This window comes from Nocardia sp. CDC160, from assembly GCF_035818795.1.
GTDB lineage: Bacteria > Actinomycetota > Actinomycetes > Mycobacteriales > Mycobacteriaceae > Nocardia.
The window spans coordinates 1,236,349-1,255,978 of record NZ_JAYKYT010000004.1 but is presented as its reverse complement, the minus strand read 5'-3'; the positions used below and the strand labels follow the sequence as shown (position 1 = coordinate 1,255,978).

Annotated in this window: 19 protein-coding genes and 1 pseudogene; 8 read left to right on the top strand and 12 right to left on the bottom strand. The window is 66.7% G+C overall.

Going from position 1 to position 19,630, the window contains the following annotated elements:
* Positions 1-295: 295 nt before the first annotated feature.
* On the top strand, positions 296-727 hold the full coding sequence (locus VMT40_RS27190) for a helix-turn-helix domain-containing protein (RefSeq protein ID WP_326361769.1): 432 nt from the start codon (positions 296-298) through the stop codon (positions 725-727).
* Positions 728-837: 110 nt separating this feature from the next.
* Here VMT40_RS27190 and VMT40_RS27185 read toward each other — a convergent pair whose 3' ends face one another.
* Genes VMT40_RS27185 through VMT40_RS27170 form a run of 4 tightly spaced genes read right to left on the bottom strand, consistent with a single transcriptional unit; the run spans position 838 to position 3,952 of the window.
* On the bottom strand, positions 838-2,001 hold the full coding sequence (locus tag VMT40_RS27185) for a cytochrome P450 (protein WP_326361611.1): 1,164 nt from the start codon (positions 1,999-2,001) through the stop codon (positions 838-840).
* A 21-nt stretch (positions 2,002-2,022) separates the two neighbouring features.
* Positions 2,023-2,334 carry a transcriptional regulator gene (locus VMT40_RS27180; protein WP_326361610.1) on the bottom strand — a complete coding sequence of 104 codons (312 nt, stop codon included), beginning with the start codon at positions 2,332-2,334 and terminating at the stop codon, positions 2,023-2,025.
* Positions 2,322-2,765, bottom strand: a complete 444-nt coding sequence (locus VMT40_RS27175) for a hypothetical protein (RefSeq protein ID WP_326361609.1) — start codon at positions 2,763-2,765, stop codon at positions 2,322-2,324. Before VMT40_RS27175 ends, VMT40_RS27180 begins: the two co-directional genes overlap by 13 nt.
* A gap of 59 nt (positions 2,766-2,824) precedes the next feature.
* Complete coding sequence (locus VMT40_RS27170; protein ID WP_326361608.1) at positions 2,825-3,952, bottom strand: FAD-dependent monooxygenase; 1,128 nt, start codon at positions 3,950-3,952, stop codon at positions 2,825-2,827.
* Between the two features lie 94 nt (positions 3,953-4,046).
* Here VMT40_RS27170 and VMT40_RS27165 point away from each other — a divergent pair, with 94 nt between their 5' ends.
* Together VMT40_RS27165 and VMT40_RS27160 are read left to right on the top strand one after the other, a co-directional pair.
* Positions 4,047-4,787: a TetR family transcriptional regulator gene (locus tag VMT40_RS27165; RefSeq protein WP_326361607.1), complete on the top strand. Its 741-nt coding sequence runs from the start codon at positions 4,047-4,049 to the stop codon at positions 4,785-4,787.
* A gap of 92 nt (positions 4,788-4,879) precedes the next feature.
* Positions 4,880-5,923 (top strand): glycoside hydrolase family 6 protein, encoded by a 1,044-nt coding sequence (locus tag VMT40_RS27160; protein ID WP_326361606.1) that lies wholly within the window; start codon positions 4,880-4,882, stop codon positions 5,921-5,923.
* A gap of 9 nt (positions 5,924-5,932) precedes the next feature.
* On the opposite strand, the gene VMT40_RS27155 is transcribed toward VMT40_RS27160, so the two are convergent.
* Positions 5,933-7,891, bottom strand: coding sequence for a galactose oxidase-like domain-containing protein (locus VMT40_RS27155; protein ID WP_326361605.1), 1,959 nt, complete (start codon positions 7,889-7,891; stop codon positions 5,933-5,935).
* Positions 7,885-9,669 carry a glycosyltransferase family 2 protein gene (locus VMT40_RS27150; RefSeq protein ID WP_326361604.1) on the bottom strand — a complete coding sequence of 595 codons (1,785 nt, stop codon included), beginning with the start codon at positions 9,667-9,669 and terminating at the stop codon, positions 7,885-7,887. Before VMT40_RS27150 ends, VMT40_RS27155 begins: the two co-directional genes overlap by 7 nt.
* 379 nt (positions 9,670-10,048) lie before the next feature.
* Between VMT40_RS27150 and VMT40_RS27145 the strand changes: the two genes are divergently transcribed.
* Positions 10,049-10,810 (top strand): SDR family oxidoreductase, encoded by a 762-nt coding sequence (locus VMT40_RS27145; RefSeq protein WP_326361768.1) that lies wholly within the window; start codon positions 10,049-10,051, stop codon positions 10,808-10,810.
* Positions 10,811-10,838: 28 nt separating this feature from the next.
* On the opposite strand, the gene VMT40_RS27140 is transcribed toward VMT40_RS27145, so the two are convergent.
* Positions 10,839-11,720: an RNA polymerase sigma-70 factor gene (locus tag VMT40_RS27140; RefSeq protein ID WP_326361603.1), complete on the bottom strand. Its 882-nt coding sequence runs from the start codon at positions 11,718-11,720 to the stop codon at positions 10,839-10,841.
* A gap of 100 nt (positions 11,721-11,820) precedes the next feature.
* Here VMT40_RS27140 and VMT40_RS27135 point away from each other — a divergent pair, with 100 nt between their 5' ends.
* Positions 11,821-11,997 (top strand): DUF6374 family protein, encoded by a 177-nt coding sequence (locus VMT40_RS27135; protein WP_326361602.1) that lies wholly within the window; start codon positions 11,821-11,823, stop codon positions 11,995-11,997.
* Between the two features lie 25 nt (positions 11,998-12,022).
* On the opposite strand, the gene VMT40_RS27130 is transcribed toward VMT40_RS27135, so the two are convergent.
* From VMT40_RS27130 to VMT40_RS27115, 4 genes are all read right to left on the bottom strand, one after another.
* Positions 12,023-12,691 carry a hypothetical protein gene (locus VMT40_RS27130; RefSeq protein ID WP_442790063.1) on the bottom strand — a complete coding sequence of 223 codons (669 nt, stop codon included), beginning with the start codon at positions 12,689-12,691 and terminating at the stop codon, positions 12,023-12,025.
* Positions 12,692-12,824: 133 nt separating this feature from the next.
* Positions 12,825-13,559, bottom strand: coding sequence for a maleylpyruvate isomerase family mycothiol-dependent enzyme (locus VMT40_RS27125; RefSeq protein ID WP_326361600.1), 735 nt, complete (start codon positions 13,557-13,559; stop codon positions 12,825-12,827).
* A 120-nt stretch (positions 13,560-13,679) separates the two neighbouring features.
* Positions 13,680-14,714, bottom strand: coding sequence for a medium chain dehydrogenase/reductase family protein (locus tag VMT40_RS27120; RefSeq protein ID WP_326361599.1), 1,035 nt, complete (start codon positions 14,712-14,714; stop codon positions 13,680-13,682).
* A gap of 90 nt (positions 14,715-14,804) precedes the next feature.
* A complete protein-coding gene (locus tag VMT40_RS27115; RefSeq protein ID WP_326361598.1) occupies positions 14,805-15,383 on the bottom strand; it encodes a TetR/AcrR family transcriptional regulator in 579 nt (192 codons plus the stop codon).
* On the opposite strand from VMT40_RS27115, the gene VMT40_RS27110 reads away from it, so the two are divergent.
* Positions 15,384-16,469: an agmatine deiminase family protein gene (locus VMT40_RS27110; RefSeq protein WP_442790048.1), complete on the top strand. Its 1,086-nt coding sequence runs from the start codon at positions 15,384-15,386 to the stop codon at positions 16,467-16,469.
* Positions 16,470-16,485: 16 nt separating this feature from the next.
* Here VMT40_RS27110 and VMT40_RS27105 read toward each other — a convergent pair whose 3' ends face one another.
* Entirely contained in the window at positions 16,486-17,292 is an 807-nt protein-coding gene (locus tag VMT40_RS27105) for an alpha/beta fold hydrolase (RefSeq protein WP_326361596.1), read from the bottom strand.
* An 87-nt stretch (positions 17,293-17,379) separates the two neighbouring features.
* Here VMT40_RS27105 and VMT40_RS27100 point away from each other — a divergent pair, with 87 nt between their 5' ends.
* Together VMT40_RS27100 and VMT40_RS27095 are read left to right on the top strand one after the other, a co-directional pair.
* On the top strand, positions 17,380-17,700 hold the full coding sequence (locus VMT40_RS27100) for an ArsR/SmtB family transcription factor (protein ID WP_326361595.1): 321 nt from the start codon (positions 17,380-17,382) through the stop codon (positions 17,698-17,700).
* A gap of 101 nt (positions 17,701-17,801) precedes the next feature.
* A pseudogene (locus tag VMT40_RS27095) lies at positions 17,802-19,630 on the top strand (phosphoenolpyruvate carboxykinase (GTP)).

Here is a 19,630-nt window from a genome sequence, read left to right as displayed (position 1 = left end):
ATTCGGTATCCCACGGCGCTCTTTGGGTGGGGTGAACCCCCCTGTGACGAAGGGATACTCGATCAGTAGGCGGGTACTGGCCGGGCTGTTCGGGATTGCTCTCCCCGCTCCTGAAATTCCGCGGGAAGACATGGCCGCTACCGAACAGATTGTGGATTCACTGTCGCCACGGCGCTCGTTCAGAGTCGTCGGGGATGTAGATGTGACACCTGGTAGTACGGCTGATTCTGTGGATTCGCCTGTACCACCACCGAATATCAACTACCGGAGGTTCGTTCGCGTCGCGGACACACCGATGTCCACGGGAGACTTTGCCCGGCGGCTGAACAAACTGTTCGAAACTGTGCATCCGCCAGGGCGTCACCCGCACACGAACGCGGAGGTGGTGGCTGCCTTGACGGCGTCGGGCCATCCGATCTCGAAACCGTATCTCTCGCAGTTGAGGTCGGGCCGCCGCACCAACCCGTCGGACGCGACGGTGGCGGCATTGGCGAGGTTCTTCAAGGTCAAGCCCGACTACTTCTTCAACGACAGCTATGCGGCGAAGATCGATCACGATCTCGTGCTGCTGTCTCAACTCCAGGGCTCCGGACTCCGCCGTTTGTCGAGTCGTGCCTTCGACCTGTCCCAAGAATCTCAGGACCTGCTGACGTCGATGGCCGAGAAACTGCGGGAGAGTGAAGGATTGCCTGAGATTCCGCCGGACGATGCGGACGAGGGTCTGTGACGTTGATGGATCGACCGCCAAGGACGCACTCTCGGACCAAGATCAGGGAGCTGTCAGGGCGGAAATTCGATTGGATGACCGCATGGAGAACTCCCTGATCTTGATGTGGGTCAGGGCTGGGTGGTGGTGAGGGTGAGTTCGGCGAGGGCGTAGGTGACCCAGGAGGAGCGCAGGCGGTAGGTGTCGCGGGGGGCGAGGGGGCTCAGGTGGGGGTACTTCTGGAGGACCGCGCGGACGGCGTGGGTGGTTTGCATTTCGGCTAGGGCGGCGCCGAGGCAGTAGTGGCGGCCGTGGCCGAAGGTGAGGTGGGGGCGGGAGTGGGCGGTGGGGTCGGTGTGGGCCGAGCGGAGGGAGGCGAAGACGGTGTGGCCCTGAGGGATTCGGACGCCGTTGATGTCGAGGTCGGTTCGGGGGAAGCGGCGGATGGCGTAGTTCATGGGGGAGCAGGTGCGGAGGAGGGAGCGGATCAGGGCGTCGAATTCGGCTGGGCGGTCGAGGAGTTCGCGGGCCTGGGGCTGGTGGTGGCGGACCAGTTCGTCGAGGACGAGGGAGGTGAGGGCGATGGTGTTCTCGAAGCCGCCGATAATGGTCAGGAAGGCCAGGCTCATGAGCTCGTCCTCGGTGAGGCGGTCGTCGCCGTCGGTGGCGGCGATCCACGCCGAGAGCAGATCCTGACCGGGCTGCTCCCGCTTGGCGGCGATCGCCGAGGCGATCAAGCCGAGCAGCGTCCGCATCGAATTCCGCAGGGCCTCGGGCTCATGCGACTCGTCGGCGCGCAGCAGGGGAGCCGACGCGGCGCGAAAGGCGGGGAGCTGGTCGGGGGACAGGCCGAGCAGTGTTCCGGTTACCCGCACGGGCAGCGGCTCGCACAGGCCGTCCATGAGATCGATCTCGCCGGTCGCCGGGAGCTGGGCGACGAGGTCGGTCACGATATCGATCACGACCTTCTCCTGCGCCGAATGTTGCGGCGGCGCAAAGGCTTCCGCTGCCAGCTTGCGAATCCGACGGTGATCCTCGCCGTCCATGTTCAGCAGGTTGGCATCCAAGGCGGGCGGCAGGCTGTTCCCGCGATACCCCATGGTGCTGTCCGCCTTGGCCGCCGACGCATTCGGGTCGGCCAGGAATCGCCGCACGGTGTCGTATCCCGTGATCACCCATACCGGCGATCCGTCGGGCAACTCGGCCCGATGTACCCCCGTCCCGGTGGTGCGCAACTGCTCGTGCAACGCGTCGACATCGTGGATTCCCGTAGTGAACGGGCAGCGATCTGCCATACGTGAAGTCTGCCAAAGAAATTACGCGCCGGTCTCGCCCGCATTCTCACGGGCGCTGCGCGTGAGCGCGCTGAGCGCCGCGAGGTGTTCGCGGTAGGCCAGGCGGCCGCTGTCGGTCAGCCCGAGCCACGTCTTGGGTCGCCGTCCCACGTATCCCTTACGCACCCGGAGGTATCCGGCGTCCTCGAGCGCGGTCATCGCCTTCGACAGCGTCGACTTGTTCATCTCGCACAGCTCGGTGATCGTCCCGAATTCGGCTTCGCTGCAACCCTCCAGGAACGCAACGAGTTTCAAGCGTGGCAGCGAGGCGAACAGCTCGTTCAGTACGGCCATTTGCCTGCCCGCTGTCGCGCGAACCCGATCCACAGATACCCGCCGAGAAGGACGCCGATCACCACGTGCATCCAGCCCGTCCCGAGATCGGAGACGATAATGAAGGCCAGCGTCGGCACCACGGACCACAGCCCCCGCTTCCACCCTTCGATCGGCTGTTGCGCCGGGTACCGCGGCTTGATGCCGCGCTTGCGCTGTAATGCCCACAGCCAGCACATCATTGCGAAGAACACCACGCCGAGTGCCATCGCGGCGAGCCAGAGCCGGTCGTCCCCACGATCGTCGCTCAGCCCGAACAGAATGATGATGGCCGCTCCCATGATTCCCGCCAGCGGCGGCTGCCACGCCGGAAGGGGGTACGCGGTCCGCGCCTTCTGGGTGGTGGCGGTGACGATATCGAGCGCTTCTTGCGGTGTCGGTGTTTCGGTCACGAATCCGACCATACAGAAACAGGTTTCCAATTGGAAACCTGTTTCTGAGGTGGCGATAGTCACCCGACGAGGGCCGCGGCGCGGGTGACGGTATTGCGAAATGCGATGCCGGGCCGGGTCTTCGGGATCATCAGGCGGAGGTTGGGGCCGAGCTTCTGCTTGCGGGTGACCAGGGGCCGGTGGGCCTCGTTGTAGCGGGCGAAGGCGGCGCTGTGCTCACCCTCGGCCTCGGCGAGGCTGGTGGCCATTCGATACGCGCTGACCAGCGCCAGCTCCGCGCCCGCGCCGGAGATCGGGGAGGCGCAGTGCGCCGCGTCGCCGATGAGGGCGATGCGGCCGGTGCTCCAGTCGCGCATGCGAACCTGGGCCAGCGAGTCGAAGTAGAGGTCCGGGTCGGCGAGCGCGTCGTCGAGCAGGCGTCGCACGTTCCAGGCGGTGCTGGCGGCGAACCGGTCGCTCAGCAGGGTCCGGGCGGCGGCGGGATCACGCGGGTCGATGTCGAGTCGAGGACTGCGGAACATGAAGTAGGACTTGGCATCCGGGTGGTTTCCGGACCGATAGATGCCGGTCAGCGTGCCGGGGGTGTTGTGGATGGTGACCCAGCGGTCGGGGCCGAGATCCGGGTTGGCATTGCCGAAGGCGAAGTAGTGGTTCATGTGCCGGGTCAGGGCCTCCTCGGGGCCGAAGGCCAGGCGACGGACCTGGGAGTGCAGCCCGTCCGCGCCGATGACGAGGTCGAAGCGCTCGGCGGGGGCGTGCTCGAAGGTGACCGTGACGCCGTGTGCGTCCTGCTCGAGGGCGCGGATGGAGTCGCCGAACCGGTACTCGACCCGATCGGCGGTGTGGTCGTGCAGGATGCCGACCAGATCGCCGCGCATGATCTCCACCTCGCGAGAGGCATTGCGCTCCCTGGCCTTCCGCATGTCCACGCCCGCGGTCTGGTTTCCGGCGGCGTCGACGAAACGCATGCCGATCACGTCGGTGGCTGCGGCGCGGACCCGCGGCATGATGCCCATGCCCTCGGCGACCTCGATCGCGGTGTCGCGAATGTCGACGCCCTGGCCGCCCTTGCGCAGCGCGTCCGCGCGCTCCACCACGGTGGGCCGGAAGCCATTGCGCGTCAGCCAATACGCCGCCGTGATGCCCGCGATTCCCGCGCCGGAGATGAGGATTCGTTCGTTCTTCATTATCGGATTCCTGTCTCAAAATTACTGACCGTTGGTCGGTGATTTGACGATAAACCCCTGACCGTCGGTCAGTCAAGGGGTAGGATGGGGAACCGTGACCGATGATTCGCGCGCCCGCATCCTGACCGCCTCGCTCGAGCTGTTCGCCGAGCGCGGCGCGCACGCGGTGTCCGTGCGGGAGATAGCCGACCGGGTCGGCCTGACGAAAACCGCCGTGCTCTACCACTTTCCGAGCAAGGCCGAGATCCTGGCCGCGCTCGTGCAACCGCTGCTGGTGGAGAGCGAGGCGGTCCTCGAGGCCGCGGGCGCGATCGAGAATTCGCAGGTCAGATGCTGGGCGGTGATCGAGGGTCTGCTGGATGTGTGGCTCTCGCACCGGCAATTGCTGCGCATCCACATGCGCGATCAAGCCCTGTCCGAGGACGCGACGACCTTCGCCCGGCTGCGCGATCTCGCCCTCGCGGTCCAGGATCTCATCACCGGCCCGAATCCGGCGCTCGCCGACCGGGTTCGGGCGGCCCAGATCTACGCCGCCCTCAGCGACCCGGTCGTCTGGTTCGCCGAGGAACCCGCTGACCAGCTGCGCGCCGCCATCCTGAACGGTGCGCGCCGACTGCTGGACACGCCACCGCCATCGCGCGTCGCGATCCCCACCCGCCCGGTACCGGCGACCGCGACCCCGAGCCGGACCCGGCGCGGCCGCCCCGGTGCCATGACCGAGGACATGATCGATTCCGCTCGCCGCCTGCGCGATTCCGGCGACCACAGCATCGACGACATCGCCGCACGCTTCGGCGTCTCACGCGCCACCCTCTACCGCCACCTCGCAACCTAGTCTCATTAATGCGAGGCAATTTTTGAGAATCTCAACCCATCGGTCCTCACCCTGTCCGGAATCTCTTCCGCGCGACCGGCATACTGTTGGGCATGCGGCTAGGGCGATCGCGGTGGGGTCGGGCTCGGGTCGTCCGGATGGGGGCCCTGTGCGCGGTGGCGTTACCGCTGGTGCTGGGCGGGTGCGGGCGTGGGCCGGTGGGGTCGGCGGCACCCAGCACCTCGACTCCCGTGGTGACCGCGCCCGCGCGCAATGCGCCCGCCAGTGGCGAGTACCTCCTCGAATCCAGTGACAAGTACTACGCCGATCTGCGGGCCACCCTGCCGACGGTCACCGATGCGCACGTGCGGGCGAATCTCGAACGGCTGCTGCGGACTCCGGTCGCCGAATGGCTGGCCCGGGACCTGGACGTGACGGTGGGGACGATCCGGCAGGACCTCGCACGGGCGCACACCACCGAGTCGATTCCAATGTTCGTCGCCTACGGGATTCCGGGCCGGGACCTCCACGGCGAGTCCGGCGGGGGACAGGCCGGTGCGGACGCGTACAAGCAGTGGATTCAAGGGGTGAGTGACACGATCGGAGCCAATCCGGCCATTGTGATCCTCGAGCCCGACGCGCTCCCGCATGCCACCGAGATGAACGACGCCGACCGGGCGGCCCGGCTCGCGCTGCTGGGCTTCGCCTACGGGCAACTGCTGCAACACAATCCAGCGACGGCCGTGTACGTGGATGTCGGCAACAGCACGTGGGTCGACCCGGGCCGGGTCGCCGACCTGCTGCGTGCCATCAGCCCGAATCAGCCGGTGGCCGGAATCTCGCTCAATGTGGCCAACCGGCGTCCCGAAGCCGAAATCCGCTCCTACGCCGCCCGCATCGAGCAGGCCTACGGCCATCAGCTGTACGTCATGATCGACAGTTCGGTCAATGGCGCGCCGAATACCGCCGACCTGGTCGACTGGTGTAATCCACACGGCCAGAAGGTCGGAACCCTGCCCAGCACCCGTTTCGACCGCGACGCCATGGTCGAGCACGCCTTCATCAAGACCCCCGGCCAGTCCGATGGCCGCTGCGGCACCAGCGATCAGCCCGCGGGCGAGTTCGATCGACAGCTGCTGCTCGATCAGCTGTCCTAGCAACGCTTTTCAGCCGAGGTGAACCCACTTCGCGACACTGGGCACCCCGGCGGCATTGACCGCGAACAACATGTAGTACCCGTCGGGCGCGATGGCCGAGCTGTCCGGAACACGCACCGACAGACCGGAATCCGTGTGCGTGACCGGTAGATCGATCACCCGCTCATTGGTGTCGGTGACATGGGTGATGGCCGCCGGGGTGAGCAACCGCATGGACTTCACCTCGGCCGCCCCCGGCTCGGTGGCCAGACTGCTGCCCACCTGGTAGTCGAACGACTCTCCGCGCCGGATCTCGGCGGGCCCACCGGTGATCACCGGCCGCGCCACCGTGCTGCCGTCCGGCTTGTACAGGTAAGGCGGCGTGTAGATTTCGATCCGCCGCTCGAATTTGCCCGGCAGCGTGTTCTTCTTGTCCGCGAACAGCGGATTGGACCCCTCGGTCATGATCTGCCCGGACGGCAGCAGCACCGCCGTCGAGTGATAGTCGCGGCCCACGGTCGGATCGGCCATGGGGTGCAGCCCGCCCTGCTGGTCGAGCAGATACGCGGCGAGAATGTCGCTGGCCCCGCGCCCGCGATAGTCATTGGCCCCGTTGGTGATGAACACGTCCCCGCTGGGCAGCGGCACCAGATTCGGATACCGCGTGCCCTGCGGCAGGACGGCGAGGGGCTCGAACTTCGGCTGCGCCGCCTTCAAATCCACGACATCGATGCGCCCGGTCGACAGCGCCGAATCACCCACGCCGCCACCGCCGACCACGAGCAGCCGCTGATCCTGCACCGGCCCCAGCCACGTCGACGACCCGGTCTCGAGCATGTTCGGGTCCCGCAGCCCCGGCACCAGATCGAAGGAGTTGTCGTTCAGATTCCAGATGGCGGGATCGCGATACTGCTCGGCCGGACCCCACCCGGTGCTCGGCCCGCTGAAGAACAACCGTCCCGGCGTCGCGGTCTGGAATACCGCCGGATAGGTCGGCAGATTGCGACGCAGATCGTCGCGCTCCACCCATTTCTTGGTGGCCGGATCGTAGATTTCGGTCTGCCCGTCCAGGATTCGCCCCGACCCGTCCAGCCCGGAGGTGACCATCACCTTCCCGTCGGCCAGCCGGGTCAGCGTCGGATACCAGCGGGCGTAGTTCATGCTGCCCACCGCCTCGTAGCTCTCGGTCCACGGATTGAACAGATACGAGGCGTCGATCCCCTGATATTCCTTCTTCTTCAACGCCATCTCCGGCGCGAACCCGTACAGGTTCTGCTGCTGGGCGTAGGTGAGCCCGCCGATCAGGTAGTGGTCGTTGTGATCCCACACGCCGTCGGTGCCGGTCGCCTCGGCCGAGACGTACACATTGCGGTCGGTCGCGGACACCTTGTAGGTGACCGGATCCTTCACCGCGGGCGGTACGGTGATATCGCGGTCGGACCGATACACCTTCCCGCTGTCCTTGCCCGTGAAAGTCGTTCCCTTGGGTACGAATCCGGGGTGGTCCGGGTCCTCGTTGCGGATGGTCATGTACCCGCCCGCGTGGGTGAGATTCTCCGGCAGCACCTCGTAGCTGCCCGTCCCGCCCGCGATCAGCACGGTGCCGTCGGCCAGGAACGCCTGATCCGAACAGAACAGATCCACCGGGGTGTCGATGCGCTTGGCGGTGCGCGTCTCCGGATCGAAGATCAGCGAGTTGTAGACGCCCTTGTCGGAATTGTGGTGATCGTTGCCGCTGCCCGCGATCAACAGCACCTTTCCGGTCGGCAGCACCACCGAGTGAATGATGTTGGCGTCGATGTCTTTCGGCAGCGTGACGACTTCCCACCAACCGTACTGCGCCTTGTAGGTGTCGGAGTTGATGAGCCGATTGTGCTGGAACCGGTGATACAGCGCCGCCACGGTCGCGGTGGTCGCGATGGCGAGGGTGCCGACCACCACCGCCGTGACCACCCAGCGGACGAATCGGGTCGGCGTCTTCTTCAGCACGCCCGCTCCTCCTCGACGGGCTCGACCACCAGGACAGCGGTGGTGGCACGGGCCTTGCGGCGCGCGCTCCAGGCCACGAAGAGCGGATTCAGCTTCCACACCAGCATCGGCGCGGCCGAGATGAGCGCGCCGAACACCGGCCACATGAGGGTGGCCGCCGCCGCCCAGCCGCGCACGGTGGTGAGCACCGCGACGGTGACGTAGAAGACCAGCCACAGCAGATTCAGTCGAAAGGTGAACCAGCTATCGCCGCGACTCTTGGATCCCTTTGGCGTGACATCGAATCCGACCGGCCGCCGCAGCAGGCATTTGATCAGCGAATTGGCGTACACCGGCGCGGTGATGACACTCATGAACATGCCGTAGACGCCCCACGAATTGGTCGTCTCGTACGGGCTCACATTGTGCCGCCGCACCCAGGTGTAGAGCGTCATCTGGCTGACCGACGCCCAGCCGTAGAACAGGAACCAGCTGTCCGGGGACACCACCGCGCCACTGACTCCGAACCAGCTGAAGATGGCCACATTCGCAGCGCCCAACAGCCACACCGCCCCCATGACCGGGTAGAAGGCCATGAGCAGCAGGTAGTGCACGATCCGCGCCGGAGTCCGCCACATGCGCAGCATCTGCCACACGAACGGGCCGAACAGCATGTGTTCGATCGCCCCACGCGCCCAACGGTTCTGCTGCTTGTAGAAGTCACCCCACGAAGCCGGTCCCTCGCCGTGCGCGAGCAGATCCGGGGTGTAGACGCCCTTCCAATGCCGCCGGGTCAGCGGATTGCGTTGCGGCAGAATGGCGAAGCTCGTCGCCATGTCCTCGGTGATGGACGGCTGGATGCCGCCGATGTCGGTCAGCACGCTCATGCGGATGGCGTAGCTGGTGCCCACCAGCATGGGCGCGCCATGGGCATTGGCCGCGGTCTGGATCAGGCTGTGGAAGACGAACTGCTGGCTCTCGGCCAGCTTGGCCACCACATTCTCCTCGGCGTTCGCGTACGCCTGCGGGCCCGCCACATACGCCACATCCGGATCGTTGAAATAGCCGAGCATTCGCTCCCCGAACTCGGCCATCGGCTTGTGATCCGGGTCGATGCCCATGACCACGTCGTAGCGCGGCAGATCCGCGTCGGCGCGAATCATGTCCAGCCCGGCATTGATATTGCCGAACTTGGTGCGGGTCTCGAAGGGCCCCTTCTTCTGGTGATATTCGGCCCGGTCCGCGCGCGTCAGATACCGGACCCGATTGCCGTGCCGCCGATCGACGGCGGCCACCAGCTTGGCGACCTTGTCGGGCTGATCCGGATCGCCCTCGTCGAGCACGAACACATCGAACACACCCGGATGGCGATGACGAATGTCCTTGGCCGCCAGCAGGGTTCGCTCCAGCACCGCGATGTCCTCGCTGCGGGGCACGAAGGTGATCAGCAGCGCCACGTTCAGCCCCGCGCGGGCGCGAATGGGCACCGGCTTGCGGGCCAGGGCGGTGGTCAGCGACATGGCCAGCACCAGTGCGAAACGAATCGCCTCGACGGTGACCACCAGCGTCACCATGATGATGGCGATGGTCCCGAACTGCTCGTACTTGTCCTGGGCCCCGAGACCGTTGTCGACCAGCCACAGCACATACCCGCCGCCGAGCCCCGCCGAGACGAGCGAGAGCGTGACGGTCAGCGCGCGCCGACGCCGACCCTCGAGATGTCGAAACGACACCACATCCCCGACACCGTCGAGAATCTCACCGGTGACCGTCGCCTTGGCCGCCCGTGCGACGGCCAAATCCTGTGCACTGTAAGATTCTTCGGTACCATTCGGGTCGACCCGACCCGGACCGCGGACCCCCGGGGCCCTCGAAAACCCAACCGACAGCAACGTTTCCCCCCTGCAGAAGCGGGCCCCACCACGCGAACTTTCGCTCCACGCCGAACGCTCTTGCCAGAGATTAGCAGGTAGACGTGTCGAACGCCGATCGATCCGTTTGGGCCGCAAAGGTTTACGGGACAGGTGCACGCTTGATGTAGCACGTCCGGCCACGCCGCCGAACCCGCATGCTCGGATATTCGGTGTGGCTTGGTATTCCGTTTCACCGCCGTTCGTAAAGTTCTCGCTGGTCCACAGCTCGACGGGCTGGTCGGTCGGATTTTTTGAGGCCGGTAGGCTGGCTCCGGTGAGCACATCCAAGATCGTTCTTGTGACCGGTGCGGGTACCGGGTTGGGCCGGGCCGTGACCCACGCGTTGACCGGGGCCGGGCATCAGGTTGTCGCCGTCGGCCGGACCGCCGCCACACTCGAGCAGTCGGTGGCCGCCGCGCCGGGGCCGGGGGCCGCGGAGGCGTTCGTCGCCGATGTGACCGATGCGGCGGCGGTGGTCGCGCTGTTCGGGCATATCACCGAGCGGTGGGGGCGGCTGGACGCGTTGTTCAACAATGCCGGAATCTTCGGGCCCGCCAAGGCGATCGACGAGGTGACCGTCGACGAGTGGAAACAGGTCGTCGATATCAATCTCACGGGTGCGTTCCTGTGTGCGCAGGCGGCCTTCCGACTCATGAAGAACCAGGACCCGCAGGGCGGGCGGATCATCAACAACGGATCCATCTCCGCGCACACGCCGCGACCGCACACCGTCGGCTACGCGGCGAGCAAGCACGGCATCACCGGGCTCACCAAAGCACTCGCGCTGGAAGGGCGCGCGCACAATATCGCCGCCGGGCAGATCGATATCGGTAATGCCGCAACGGAACTCACCGCCGGAATCGCCTCGGGCTCGTTGCAGGCCGACGGGAGCGTACGACCCGAGCCGACCATGGATGCCGCGCATGTGGCTCGGGTCGTGGCCCAGCAGGTCGAGTTGCCGCTGGATGTGAACGTGCCGTTCCTGACCATCATGGCGACGGGGATGCCCTACATCGGCCGCGGCTGAATCCGATTCGGCCGCGGCCAATGCGGATTCACCGGCTCAGCGCGGTCACCTCGGCCATGTGCGAGTGCTTCTCCGGATTGCGCACCGAGTAGATGCCGGTGATCAGCCCGTCGTCGATGCGCATGGCCATGACCGTGTCGAGCTCGCCGAGGCGCCGCACCACCAGCGCCGGATGGCCATTGACCACCGTGGTCTCGAAGGACACCTCCGGCCCGAGGACCTGCCAGCCCTTGATGAGCAGCCGCGCCACCTTGTCCGCGCCATTGATCGGCTTCGGCAGCGCCGAGCGAATCCCGCCGCCGTCGCCGAGCGCCACCACATCCGGTGCGAGCAGGTCCAGCAGGGATTGCAGATCACCGGTCTCGACCGCGCGATGGAACGCGTCGAGCACCTCGCGCGACTGCGCCTGCGACACCGTCCCGCGCGGACGGCGCGACGCCACGTGCGAGCGCGCCCGGTGCGCGATCTGCCGGACCGCCGCGGGCGTCTTGTCGACCGCCTCGGCGATCTCCTCGTAGGGCAGATCGAAGACCTCGCGCAGCACGAACACCGCCCGCTCGGTCGGCGTGAGTGTCTCGAGCACCAGCAGCATGGCCATCGAAACGCTTTCGGCCAGTTCGACATCCTCGGCCACATCGGGTGCGGTCAACAGCGGCTCGGGCAGCCACGGACCCACATACGACTCCTTGCGCCGCCCCAGTGTCCGCAACCGCCCCAGCGCCTGCCGGGTGGTGATCCGCACCAGATACGCCCGCTGATCCAGCACGGTGTCCAGATCCACCCCGACCCACCGCAACCACGTCTCCTGCAATACGTCCTCCGCGTCCGCGGCCGACCCGAGCATCTCGTAGGCGACGGTGAACAGCAGATTCCGGTGTGCGACGAACGCCTCGGTCGCGGCGGTGGTCATGGGTGCCTCCTGACTCTGAAACTTCTCACCCACAAGACACCACACCCGGCCATTCTGTGACACTCGAACAAACGTTCTACTCGAGGTATCGTACCGGCCCATGCCGGAACTCTCACGACGCGACTGGGCGACGATGAACCTCGAGGAGGTCCAGCGCCAACTCCTCAAGGCCGCCGCCTTCGGCAAGGCCCTCTCGCCCGAGCAGTTGGAGAACGCGGCCGCCAAGATCCGCGAGGGCCTCCGCATCTTCCTGGAAGAAACCGACCAGCTGGACTAGGCGCGGGTGCTCGTCGCGAGGGTCCTCACACCGCGCAGGCGAGGGCGGAAGTGCCGGTGGAATGGACGAATTCGCGGTCGCCGTAGGCAATCGAGTTCGCATTCCAGGATCCACCCAGACTCGTCACGAAGGTGCGGACCAGGTCCATGTCGGCGCGGTCGGCCACCAGGATCAGGTCGCCGGACTGGGTGATGGAGCCGCCGCCGAGCCGGTCGCGCACCACGGGGTCGGCGACCAGGGCGTCGTGGAAGCGGGTGCGGTCGATGCCGGGGACGGTGACGGTGAAGCCATTGGCGCGAGTGTCCTCGCCGGGCAGGTATTCGAAGGTCAGCACCGATTCCTGGTTGTGGCGTACGCGCAGATCGTCGGCGACCCAGCAGAGATTCTTGTAATCGGTGCAGGCCAGCTGGAATTGGCGGGACCGCTCGTAGGTGATGGCGTTCGAGTCCGAGGACCAGAAGACTCCGTCGACCAGCTGCGAGCCGACCGGCAGGGCCAGCTCGGTGGCGGCGGTCGCATCGACCTCGAGCTCGAACAGGGACAGCGGATCGGACAGCCGGGGATCGGCCGGATCGGTAATCGTCTCGGTATTGGTGGTGGCGAACAGCTCGCCGGTGGGCTGGGTGGGATTCCCCGGAACGCACGACGCGGGGCCGTAGGCCCGGGCGGGCGCGGCGTCCGGACCGATGGCCATGCTCCCCGAGACGACGGGCGCACCCGAGATCACGAGGACGGCGGCCAGAGCGGCGGTAATGCGGGCGGTGATCATATCCAAGTCTGACCCGCGAGCTGCCGGACCGACAGGGAGACGGCCGAATTCGACCGAATCAGATCCAGGTCGGCGCGGGCGGAATCCGCCCGGTGCGATCCGCGGTGAGCCCGGCCCGCTCGGCCGGAATCCGCCCGCTCAACCAACCCAGCAGATCGGCCTGCGCACCGGCGATTTCGACGGTGGCGGCCCGGCGGTCCCCGGTGAGATCGCGGCAAAAGTCGGTATCGGTGGCACGGAGCAGCAGTGCGGGACTCGCGTGTTCGCGGCGGGCGAAGGCATCGGCCATATCCTCGAGAATCCAGCGCGCGGCGGGCTCCGGAATATCCGAAAACGAATACCCGGCATTCAGGTCCGCGTGATGAATCTCCAATTCGCGCAATCGCATTGGGACAATCGCCTCGGGCGTCCGTAATTCTCCGGTGCGCGCCCGCACGGCACGGTTCCATGCCGTAGGCGTCAGCGACCGCACCGCGTCCGCGAACCGCTGCGCGCTCGCCACGAGATCGTCGAGCTGCTCGGCTACCGGCCGCCCCGCGCCCGCCTCGATCTCCTCCGCCCGGACTTCCATGCTCGCGTACTGCGGCGTCTCGATTCCGGTCCGCGCCCAGGTCAGCAGCCGGACCAGGCTGTCCCCGGCCCGGCACACGTGCGCGATGACGTGCCCGCGCGTCCACGGCGGAATCAGCGATTCGCCCGCGATCTCGGCATCGGTGAGCGTCTCGACCGTCGCGAGGAAGCGCCGCGTGGACGCCTCGATCGGTTCCAGCCACTCCACGCCCTTGCCCGTCACGCGCCGATTCCCTTCAATAAGTGATCTTGTTCCTTTTCACCCTAGGCCGATTCCACGACGAACGACGCTGGCGCGCAAAGATATACGGCATATCCTCGCGCGCCAGCGTCCGCTGTTCGGTCAGTCGGCGACGAGCACGACTTTGCCGGTGACGGAATGGGATTCGGCGGTGGCCAGGGCCTGGGCGGCCTGCGACAACGGGAACCGCGCCCCGACCTGCGCGCGCAACTGGCCCCGGGCGGCCAGGTCCAGGACCGCGCTCAGGTCCTCGGCGAGCTGCGCGCGGAACCTCGCGAGCCGTCGTTTGCCCGCCCAGATGTTGTAGAAGTGGGTGCGGCGGTGGTTGGGCAGCGCGTTCCACAGCAGCAGCCGACCGATCAGCATCAGCACGGGCAGACGGGAATTGCCCTCCTCGTCCTTGGTGGCGGCGGTGCCGTAGGCGACCAGCGTTCCGCCCGCGGCGAGCAGCCGGAACGAGTCCACGATGCCCGGCCCGCCCACATGATCGAACACCGCGTCCACGCCCCCGGGCGCGAGCGCACGCACCTGGGCGACGATGTCGCCGCGATAGTTCACCGGCTCAGCGCCCAGCGCCCGTACCTGCTCGGCATTGCGTGCCGAGGCCGTCCCGATCACCCGCGCCCCGGCCAGCCGCGCCAACTGCACCAGCGTCGACCCCACCCCGCCATTGGCCCCGTGCACCAGCACGGTCTGCCCGGCCCGCACCCGCGCGATCCGGTGCAGCATCTGCCAGGCCGTAATCCCGTTCACCACAAAGGTTTCCGCGTCGGCGGGATCCAACCCGGCGGGCACCGCCACCAGGTCCGCCGCGTCCAGCAGCACGTGGCTGCTCCACCCGCCGATCTTCGTCAGCGCCGCGACCCGGGTCCCGATCAGCCCGGGATCGACGTCGGGCCCGACCGCCTCGACAATGCCGACCAGGTCGTAGCCGGGCACGAACGGGTAGGCGGGCTGGTCGTAATACTTGCCACGCCGCATCTGCTGCTCGGCGAAGGAAACGCCGCTGGCCTCCACCCGGACGAGCGCCCGACCGCGGCCGGGCGCAGGGAGTTCACGATGGGTGACGAGCAGGCCGTCGGGCTCGACCTGACCGGGCAGCACGATTTCGAGGGCGGTGGTGGTGTTGATCGACATTGTCTCGGTCCTTTCGGGACTATTGGGTGAGTGACTGGTCAGTCACTGTATGGTTCAAAAAAAAAGCCCCGAAGCCGGGGCTCTGCTTGTTTACTTGCTCGCGTCCGCAGGTGAATCGACGTGCCGAATCCCCTCGGAAAGTGTTGCCGCCCAGGGCTCCTCGCGATGGTCGAGGTCGAGCGCGGTGACCAGGTGGCACAGCTGCCCGATGGCCATGAACATCTGCACCTCGGAATCGGTTGCGCCGGACCGACTCTTGGCGAAGTCGGTGACCAGCCCGAGCCCGCGCCGCATGGCATCGCCGATCTGCGGCACGTCGGCCGCGGACAGGGCGTGCACCTGCAACAGGAGCAGGCTCTTGTTCTCGATGAGTTCGGCGTACGCGCCGCCCATTTCGTGCAGGATCTTCGCCGGATCGCCGTCTCCCGCCCGTGCGGCCCCCGTCGCCAGGGACTGCCGAATGAGCTCGAAGCACCGATCCAACGCGGCCACGAAAAGCTCCACCTTGCTGGGGAAGAGCTTGAACACATACGCGGTGGAGATCCCCGCGTTGGTCGCCACCGTGCTGGTCGGCGTCCCGTGATACCCGGTCTTGGCGAACGCCGCGATCGCCGCATCGACCACCGCCTCCCGGCGGGAATCCGATGTGGAGAGTGCTCGTTTCGTCATGTGAGTGACTGTACACTCACTCTTGGAAACCGTGCAAGGCCAAGTGGGAGCTACCTACAGCGAGGAGGCAGTGGGATGGAGCGACGCCGGGTAATGCCCGACGAGGCCGCGCCGCACAAGCGCACCTGGATGGCCTTCGGTGCGAGCGAAGCCATTTGGGGCAGGGAGCTGCTGCCGCGGGTCCAGCGGGATCTGGCGCGGATCGCCACCACCATCGCCCGTTTCGAGCCGGTCTCGATGCTGGTGCGCCAGAACGAATTCGACGTGGCGCGCAGTCTGCTCGGCAGCGCGAATGTCGAGCTCTTCGCCGCCGAGATCGACGATCTGTGGATGCGCGACACCGGCCCGGTGTTCGTGCAGGGCAATGACACCAAGGCGGGCGTCGACTTCAACTTCAATGGCTGGGGTGGCAAGCAGCGGCATGGCCGCGACGCCACGGTCGCCACCGTCGTCGACGGCCATGCCGGGGTCGAGACCGTGCACACCGACCTCGTGCTCGAGGGCGGCGGACTGGAGGTCGACGGCGAGGGGACCGCGATCATCACCGAATCCTGTGTGCTGAACAAGAATCGGAATCCGGGCTGGACGAAGACCGATGTCGAGGCCGAGCTCGAACATCTACTGGGCATCGAGAAGGTGATCTGGCTGCCGGGCATCGCCGGGCACGACATCACCGACGGGCACACCGACTTCTACGCCCGCTTCGTCCGCCCGGGCGTCGTGGTCGCGGCCCTGGACAATGACGAGGAGTCCTTCGATTACGACGTGACCCGCCGTCACCTCGACATCCTGCACAACGCGACCGACGCCCAGGGCCGCCCGCTCGAGATCGAAACCCTCGAAGTCCCTTCGCACTTGCGGTACCGGGGCGCGGACGACGACTTCGCCGCCGGATACATCAACTTCTACGTGTGCAACGGCGGCGTCATCGCGCCCGAATTCGGTGATCCCGACACCGATTCCGCGGCCCATGCCACCCTGGCGCGGTTGTTCCCCGATCGCCAGGTGGTGCAGATCGACATCGACGCGGTCGCCGCGGGCGGCGGCGGCATCCACTGCACCACCCAGCAGGAACCCGTCGACTGACCCGGTCGCGAGATGCTCAGGCTTCGCGCAGGAATTCGATGATGGTGCGGTTGACGGCGTCGGGCTGTTCCAAATACCCGTAGTGGCCGCACTTTTCGAGTTCGACGAAGTGCGCGCCCGGAATCGCCTCGGCCACTTCGCGACCGAAAACCGGTGGGAGCATGCGGTCGTCAGCGAAGCCGACCACCAGGCAGGGGACCGAGATGCCGCCGTAGGCGGCGAGGCGGTTGGCGGAGCGGTCCAAACGCATTTGCGCGAGCACACCCGGCGAGGGCTCGGCGCTGGCCGAGTACTCGAAGATGTCGAGCCACTGCTGGGCCTGATCGTCGGCCTCGAGGGTGTGCGGGGACAGATTGAGAATGGCCTTGATCGCCGCCGCGTACTCCGGCGGCAGCTTCACGCCCTGCTCCTGCAGCGCCCGCTCGCCCCGATTCAGGGTGGCCGCCAACGGATGTGGCCGACCGGTGGTGGCCAGCATGACCGCCTTGCGCACCAATTCCGGTCGCGCCAAGGCGAGTTCCTGCGTGACCCGCGCGCCCAGCGAGGTGCCGACCACATGCGCGGGCCCGCCCAGATGCTCGATGAGCGCGGCGGTATCGGCGACCAGATCCTCGATCCGCATGCCGTACGCGCTCTCCGTCGAGGGCGCGATGCCGCGATTGTCGAACGTGGCGACCCGGAATCCGGCCTTCACCAGTGCCGGAACCTGATACGTCCGCCAGACCCGCCCCGGGCTGCCGGTGCCCATGACCAGCACGACCAGGGGTCCGCTGCCGGTCACGTCGTAGTTGATACGGATCCCATTCAGGGTGGCGAGGGGCACGGTCGATCCTTTTGTCGGGTGGTCCGAGGGACGACCGAAAGTACCAGTTGATTGTCCTGCTTGCTAAACTCTGCAACTGTGCCAGGAATGCAACGGCCGCTCTATCAAATGAAGGCGGACTTCTTCAAGACGTTGGGTCACCCCGTTCGCATCCGGGTCCTCGAACTGTTGAGCCAGCGCGAACACGCGGTCTCGGAGATGCTCGCCGAGATCGGCGTCGAGGCCGCCAACCTCTCTCAGCAGCTGTCGATTCTGCGTCGCGCCGGACTGGTCACCGCTCGCCGCGAAGGCCTGTCGGTCACCTACGCCCTCACCTCACCCGAGGTCGCCGAGCTGCTCGCGGTCGCCCGCGCCATCCTGACCGGCGTCGTCACCGGCCAACGCGAAGCCCTCGAACACACCGCCTGACCGCGGGTTCCTCTCCGATCCTCAGCAGGGGACCCGTTGACTTTCTTGTTTGCATGTTTTCTAAAATAAACACCTAGTCATTTCGTGAAGAGAGGTTCGCCGTGCCCGAACGTCCTGTCGCCGCCGGAACCGTGTCGGCCCCGACCGATCACCCGGGAATCCTGGCCTGGGTCACCGAGGTCGCCGAGTTGACCGCGCCCGAGCGGATCGTCTTCTGCGACGGTTCCCGCGACGAATGGGATCGGCTCACTGCCGAACTCGTGGCCAAGGGCACCTTCGTCCCGCTATCGGCGAAGCCGAACTCCTTCTGGTGCGTCTCGGATCCCGACGATGTGGCGCGGGTGGAGGATCGGACGTTCATCTGCTCCGAGCGCGAGAGTGACGCCGGGCCGACGAACAACTGGGTGGATCCGGTGGACATGCGGACCGTCCTGACCGAGCACTATCGCGGGGCCATGGCGGGGCGGACCATGTACGTGATCGCGTTCTGCATGGGGCCGCTCGACGCCGAGGAGCCGAAATACGGTGTGCAGATCACCGATTCGGAGTACGTGGCGGTGTCGATGCGGATCATGACCCGCTCTGGGACTCCGGTGTGGGAAAAGCTCACGGACGGAACCGAATTCGTCAAGCGCCTGCACTCGGTGGGCGCGCCGTTGACCGCCGGACAGCCGGACGTGCCGTGGCCGTGCGACAAGACCAAGTGCATCGCGCACTTCCCGGAGACCCGCACCATTTGGAGCTACGGCTCCGGCTATGGCGGTAACGCGCTGCTGGGCAAGAAGTGCTTCGCGCTGCGCATCGCCTCGGTGCTCGGGCGCGACGAGGGCTGGCTGGCCGAGCACATGCTCATCCTGAAACTGACCTCGCCGCAAGGCAAGACGTACTACATCGCCGCCGCCTTCCCGTCCTCGTGCGGTAAGACGAATCTGGCCATGCTGGAACCGACCCTGCCCGGTTGGAAGGCCGAGACGATCGGCGACGATATCGCGTGGATGCGATTCGGGGCCGACGGGCGGCTCTACGCGGTGAACCCCGAGGCCGGATTCTTCGGTGTCGCACCGGGAACGGGCGCGAAGACCAATCCGAACGCCATCGCCACCATCGAGGCGGGCAACTCCATCTTCACCAATACCGCGCGCACCGACGACGGCGACATCTGGTGGGAGGGCCTGACCGAGCAGCCCCCGGCCCACCTGATCGACTGGCACGGACACGATTGGACCCCGGAGTCGGGAACTCCTGCCGCGCACCCGAATTCGCGCTACTGCACGCCGATCGAGCAGTGCCCGTCGGTGGCCCCGGAGTGGAACGATCCACGCGGCGTGCCGATCTCGGCGCTGTTCTTCGGCGGCCGCCGTGCCTCCACGATTCCGCTGATCGCCGAATCCTTCGACTGGGCACACGGTGTGTTCACCGCGTCGGTGCTGTCCTCGGAGACCACGGCCGCCGCCGCGGGCAGGTCGGCGTGGTGCGCCGGGACCCCATGGCCATGCTGCCGTTCCTGGGTTATCACGTCGGCGACTACTTCGCGCACTGGCTGGCCATGGGGGAGCGCCAGGGCGCGCAGCTGCCGAAGATCTTCCAGGTCAACTGGTTCCGGCGCAGCGCCGACGGCAAATTCCTGTGGCCCGGCTTCGGTGACAATGTGCGCGTGCTGAAATGGGCGCTCGAACGCCTGGACGGGACCGCCGACGCCGAGCGCACGCCCATCGGCTTCGTGCCCACCGCCGACGCCTTGGATCTCGACGGTCTGGCCGAGGGCTACCGCGGCCTCATCGACGCCGCCCTCGCCGTCGATGTCGAGGAATGGGTTCGCGAGATCGAATCCATAGACGACTGGTACGCCACCATCGGCGGCAACCGCCTGCCCGATGCGCTGCGCGCACAGCTCGCCGCGCTGAAAATCCGTCTGGCCGAAGCGCTCTGA

Excerpts from the sequence above, each read along its gene's own strand:
- VMT40_RS27190 (WP_326361769.1), top strand. The coding sequence starts at position 296 with ATGTCCACGGGAGACTTTGCCCGGCGGCTGAACAAACTGTTCGAAACT.
- VMT40_RS27185 (WP_326361611.1), bottom strand. The coding sequence starts at position 2,001 with ATGGCAGATCGCTGCCCGTTCACTACGGGAATCCACGATGTCGACGCG.
- VMT40_RS27180 (WP_326361610.1), bottom strand. The coding sequence starts at position 2,334 with ATGGCCGTACTGAACGAGCTGTTCGCCTCGCTGCCACGCTTGAAACTC.
- VMT40_RS27170 (WP_326361608.1), bottom strand. The coding sequence starts at position 3,952 with ATGAAGAACGAACGAATCCTCATCTCCGGCGCGGGAATCGCGGGCATC.
- VMT40_RS27160 (WP_326361606.1), top strand. The coding sequence starts at position 4,880 with ATGCGGCTAGGGCGATCGCGGTGGGGTCGGGCTCGGGTCGTCCGGATG.
- VMT40_RS27140 (WP_326361603.1), bottom strand. The coding sequence starts at position 11,720 with ATGACCACCGCCGCGACCGAGGCGTTCGTCGCACACCGGAATCTGCTG.
- VMT40_RS27135 (WP_326361602.1), top strand. The coding sequence starts at position 11,821 with ATGCCGGAACTCTCACGACGCGACTGGGCGACGATGAACCTCGAGGAG.
- VMT40_RS27130 (WP_442790063.1), bottom strand. The coding sequence starts at position 12,691 with ATGGCCATCGGTCCGGACGCCGCGCCCGCCCGGGCCTACGGCCCCGCG.
- VMT40_RS27120 (WP_326361599.1), bottom strand. The coding sequence starts at position 14,714 with ATGTCGATCAACACCACCACCGCCCTCGAAATCGTGCTGCCCGGTCAG.
- VMT40_RS27115 (WP_326361598.1), bottom strand. The coding sequence starts at position 15,383 with ATGACGAAACGAGCACTCTCCACATCGGATTCCCGCCGGGAGGCGGTG.
- VMT40_RS27100 (WP_326361595.1), top strand. The coding sequence starts at position 17,380 with ATGCAACGGCCGCTCTATCAAATGAAGGCGGACTTCTTCAAGACGTTG.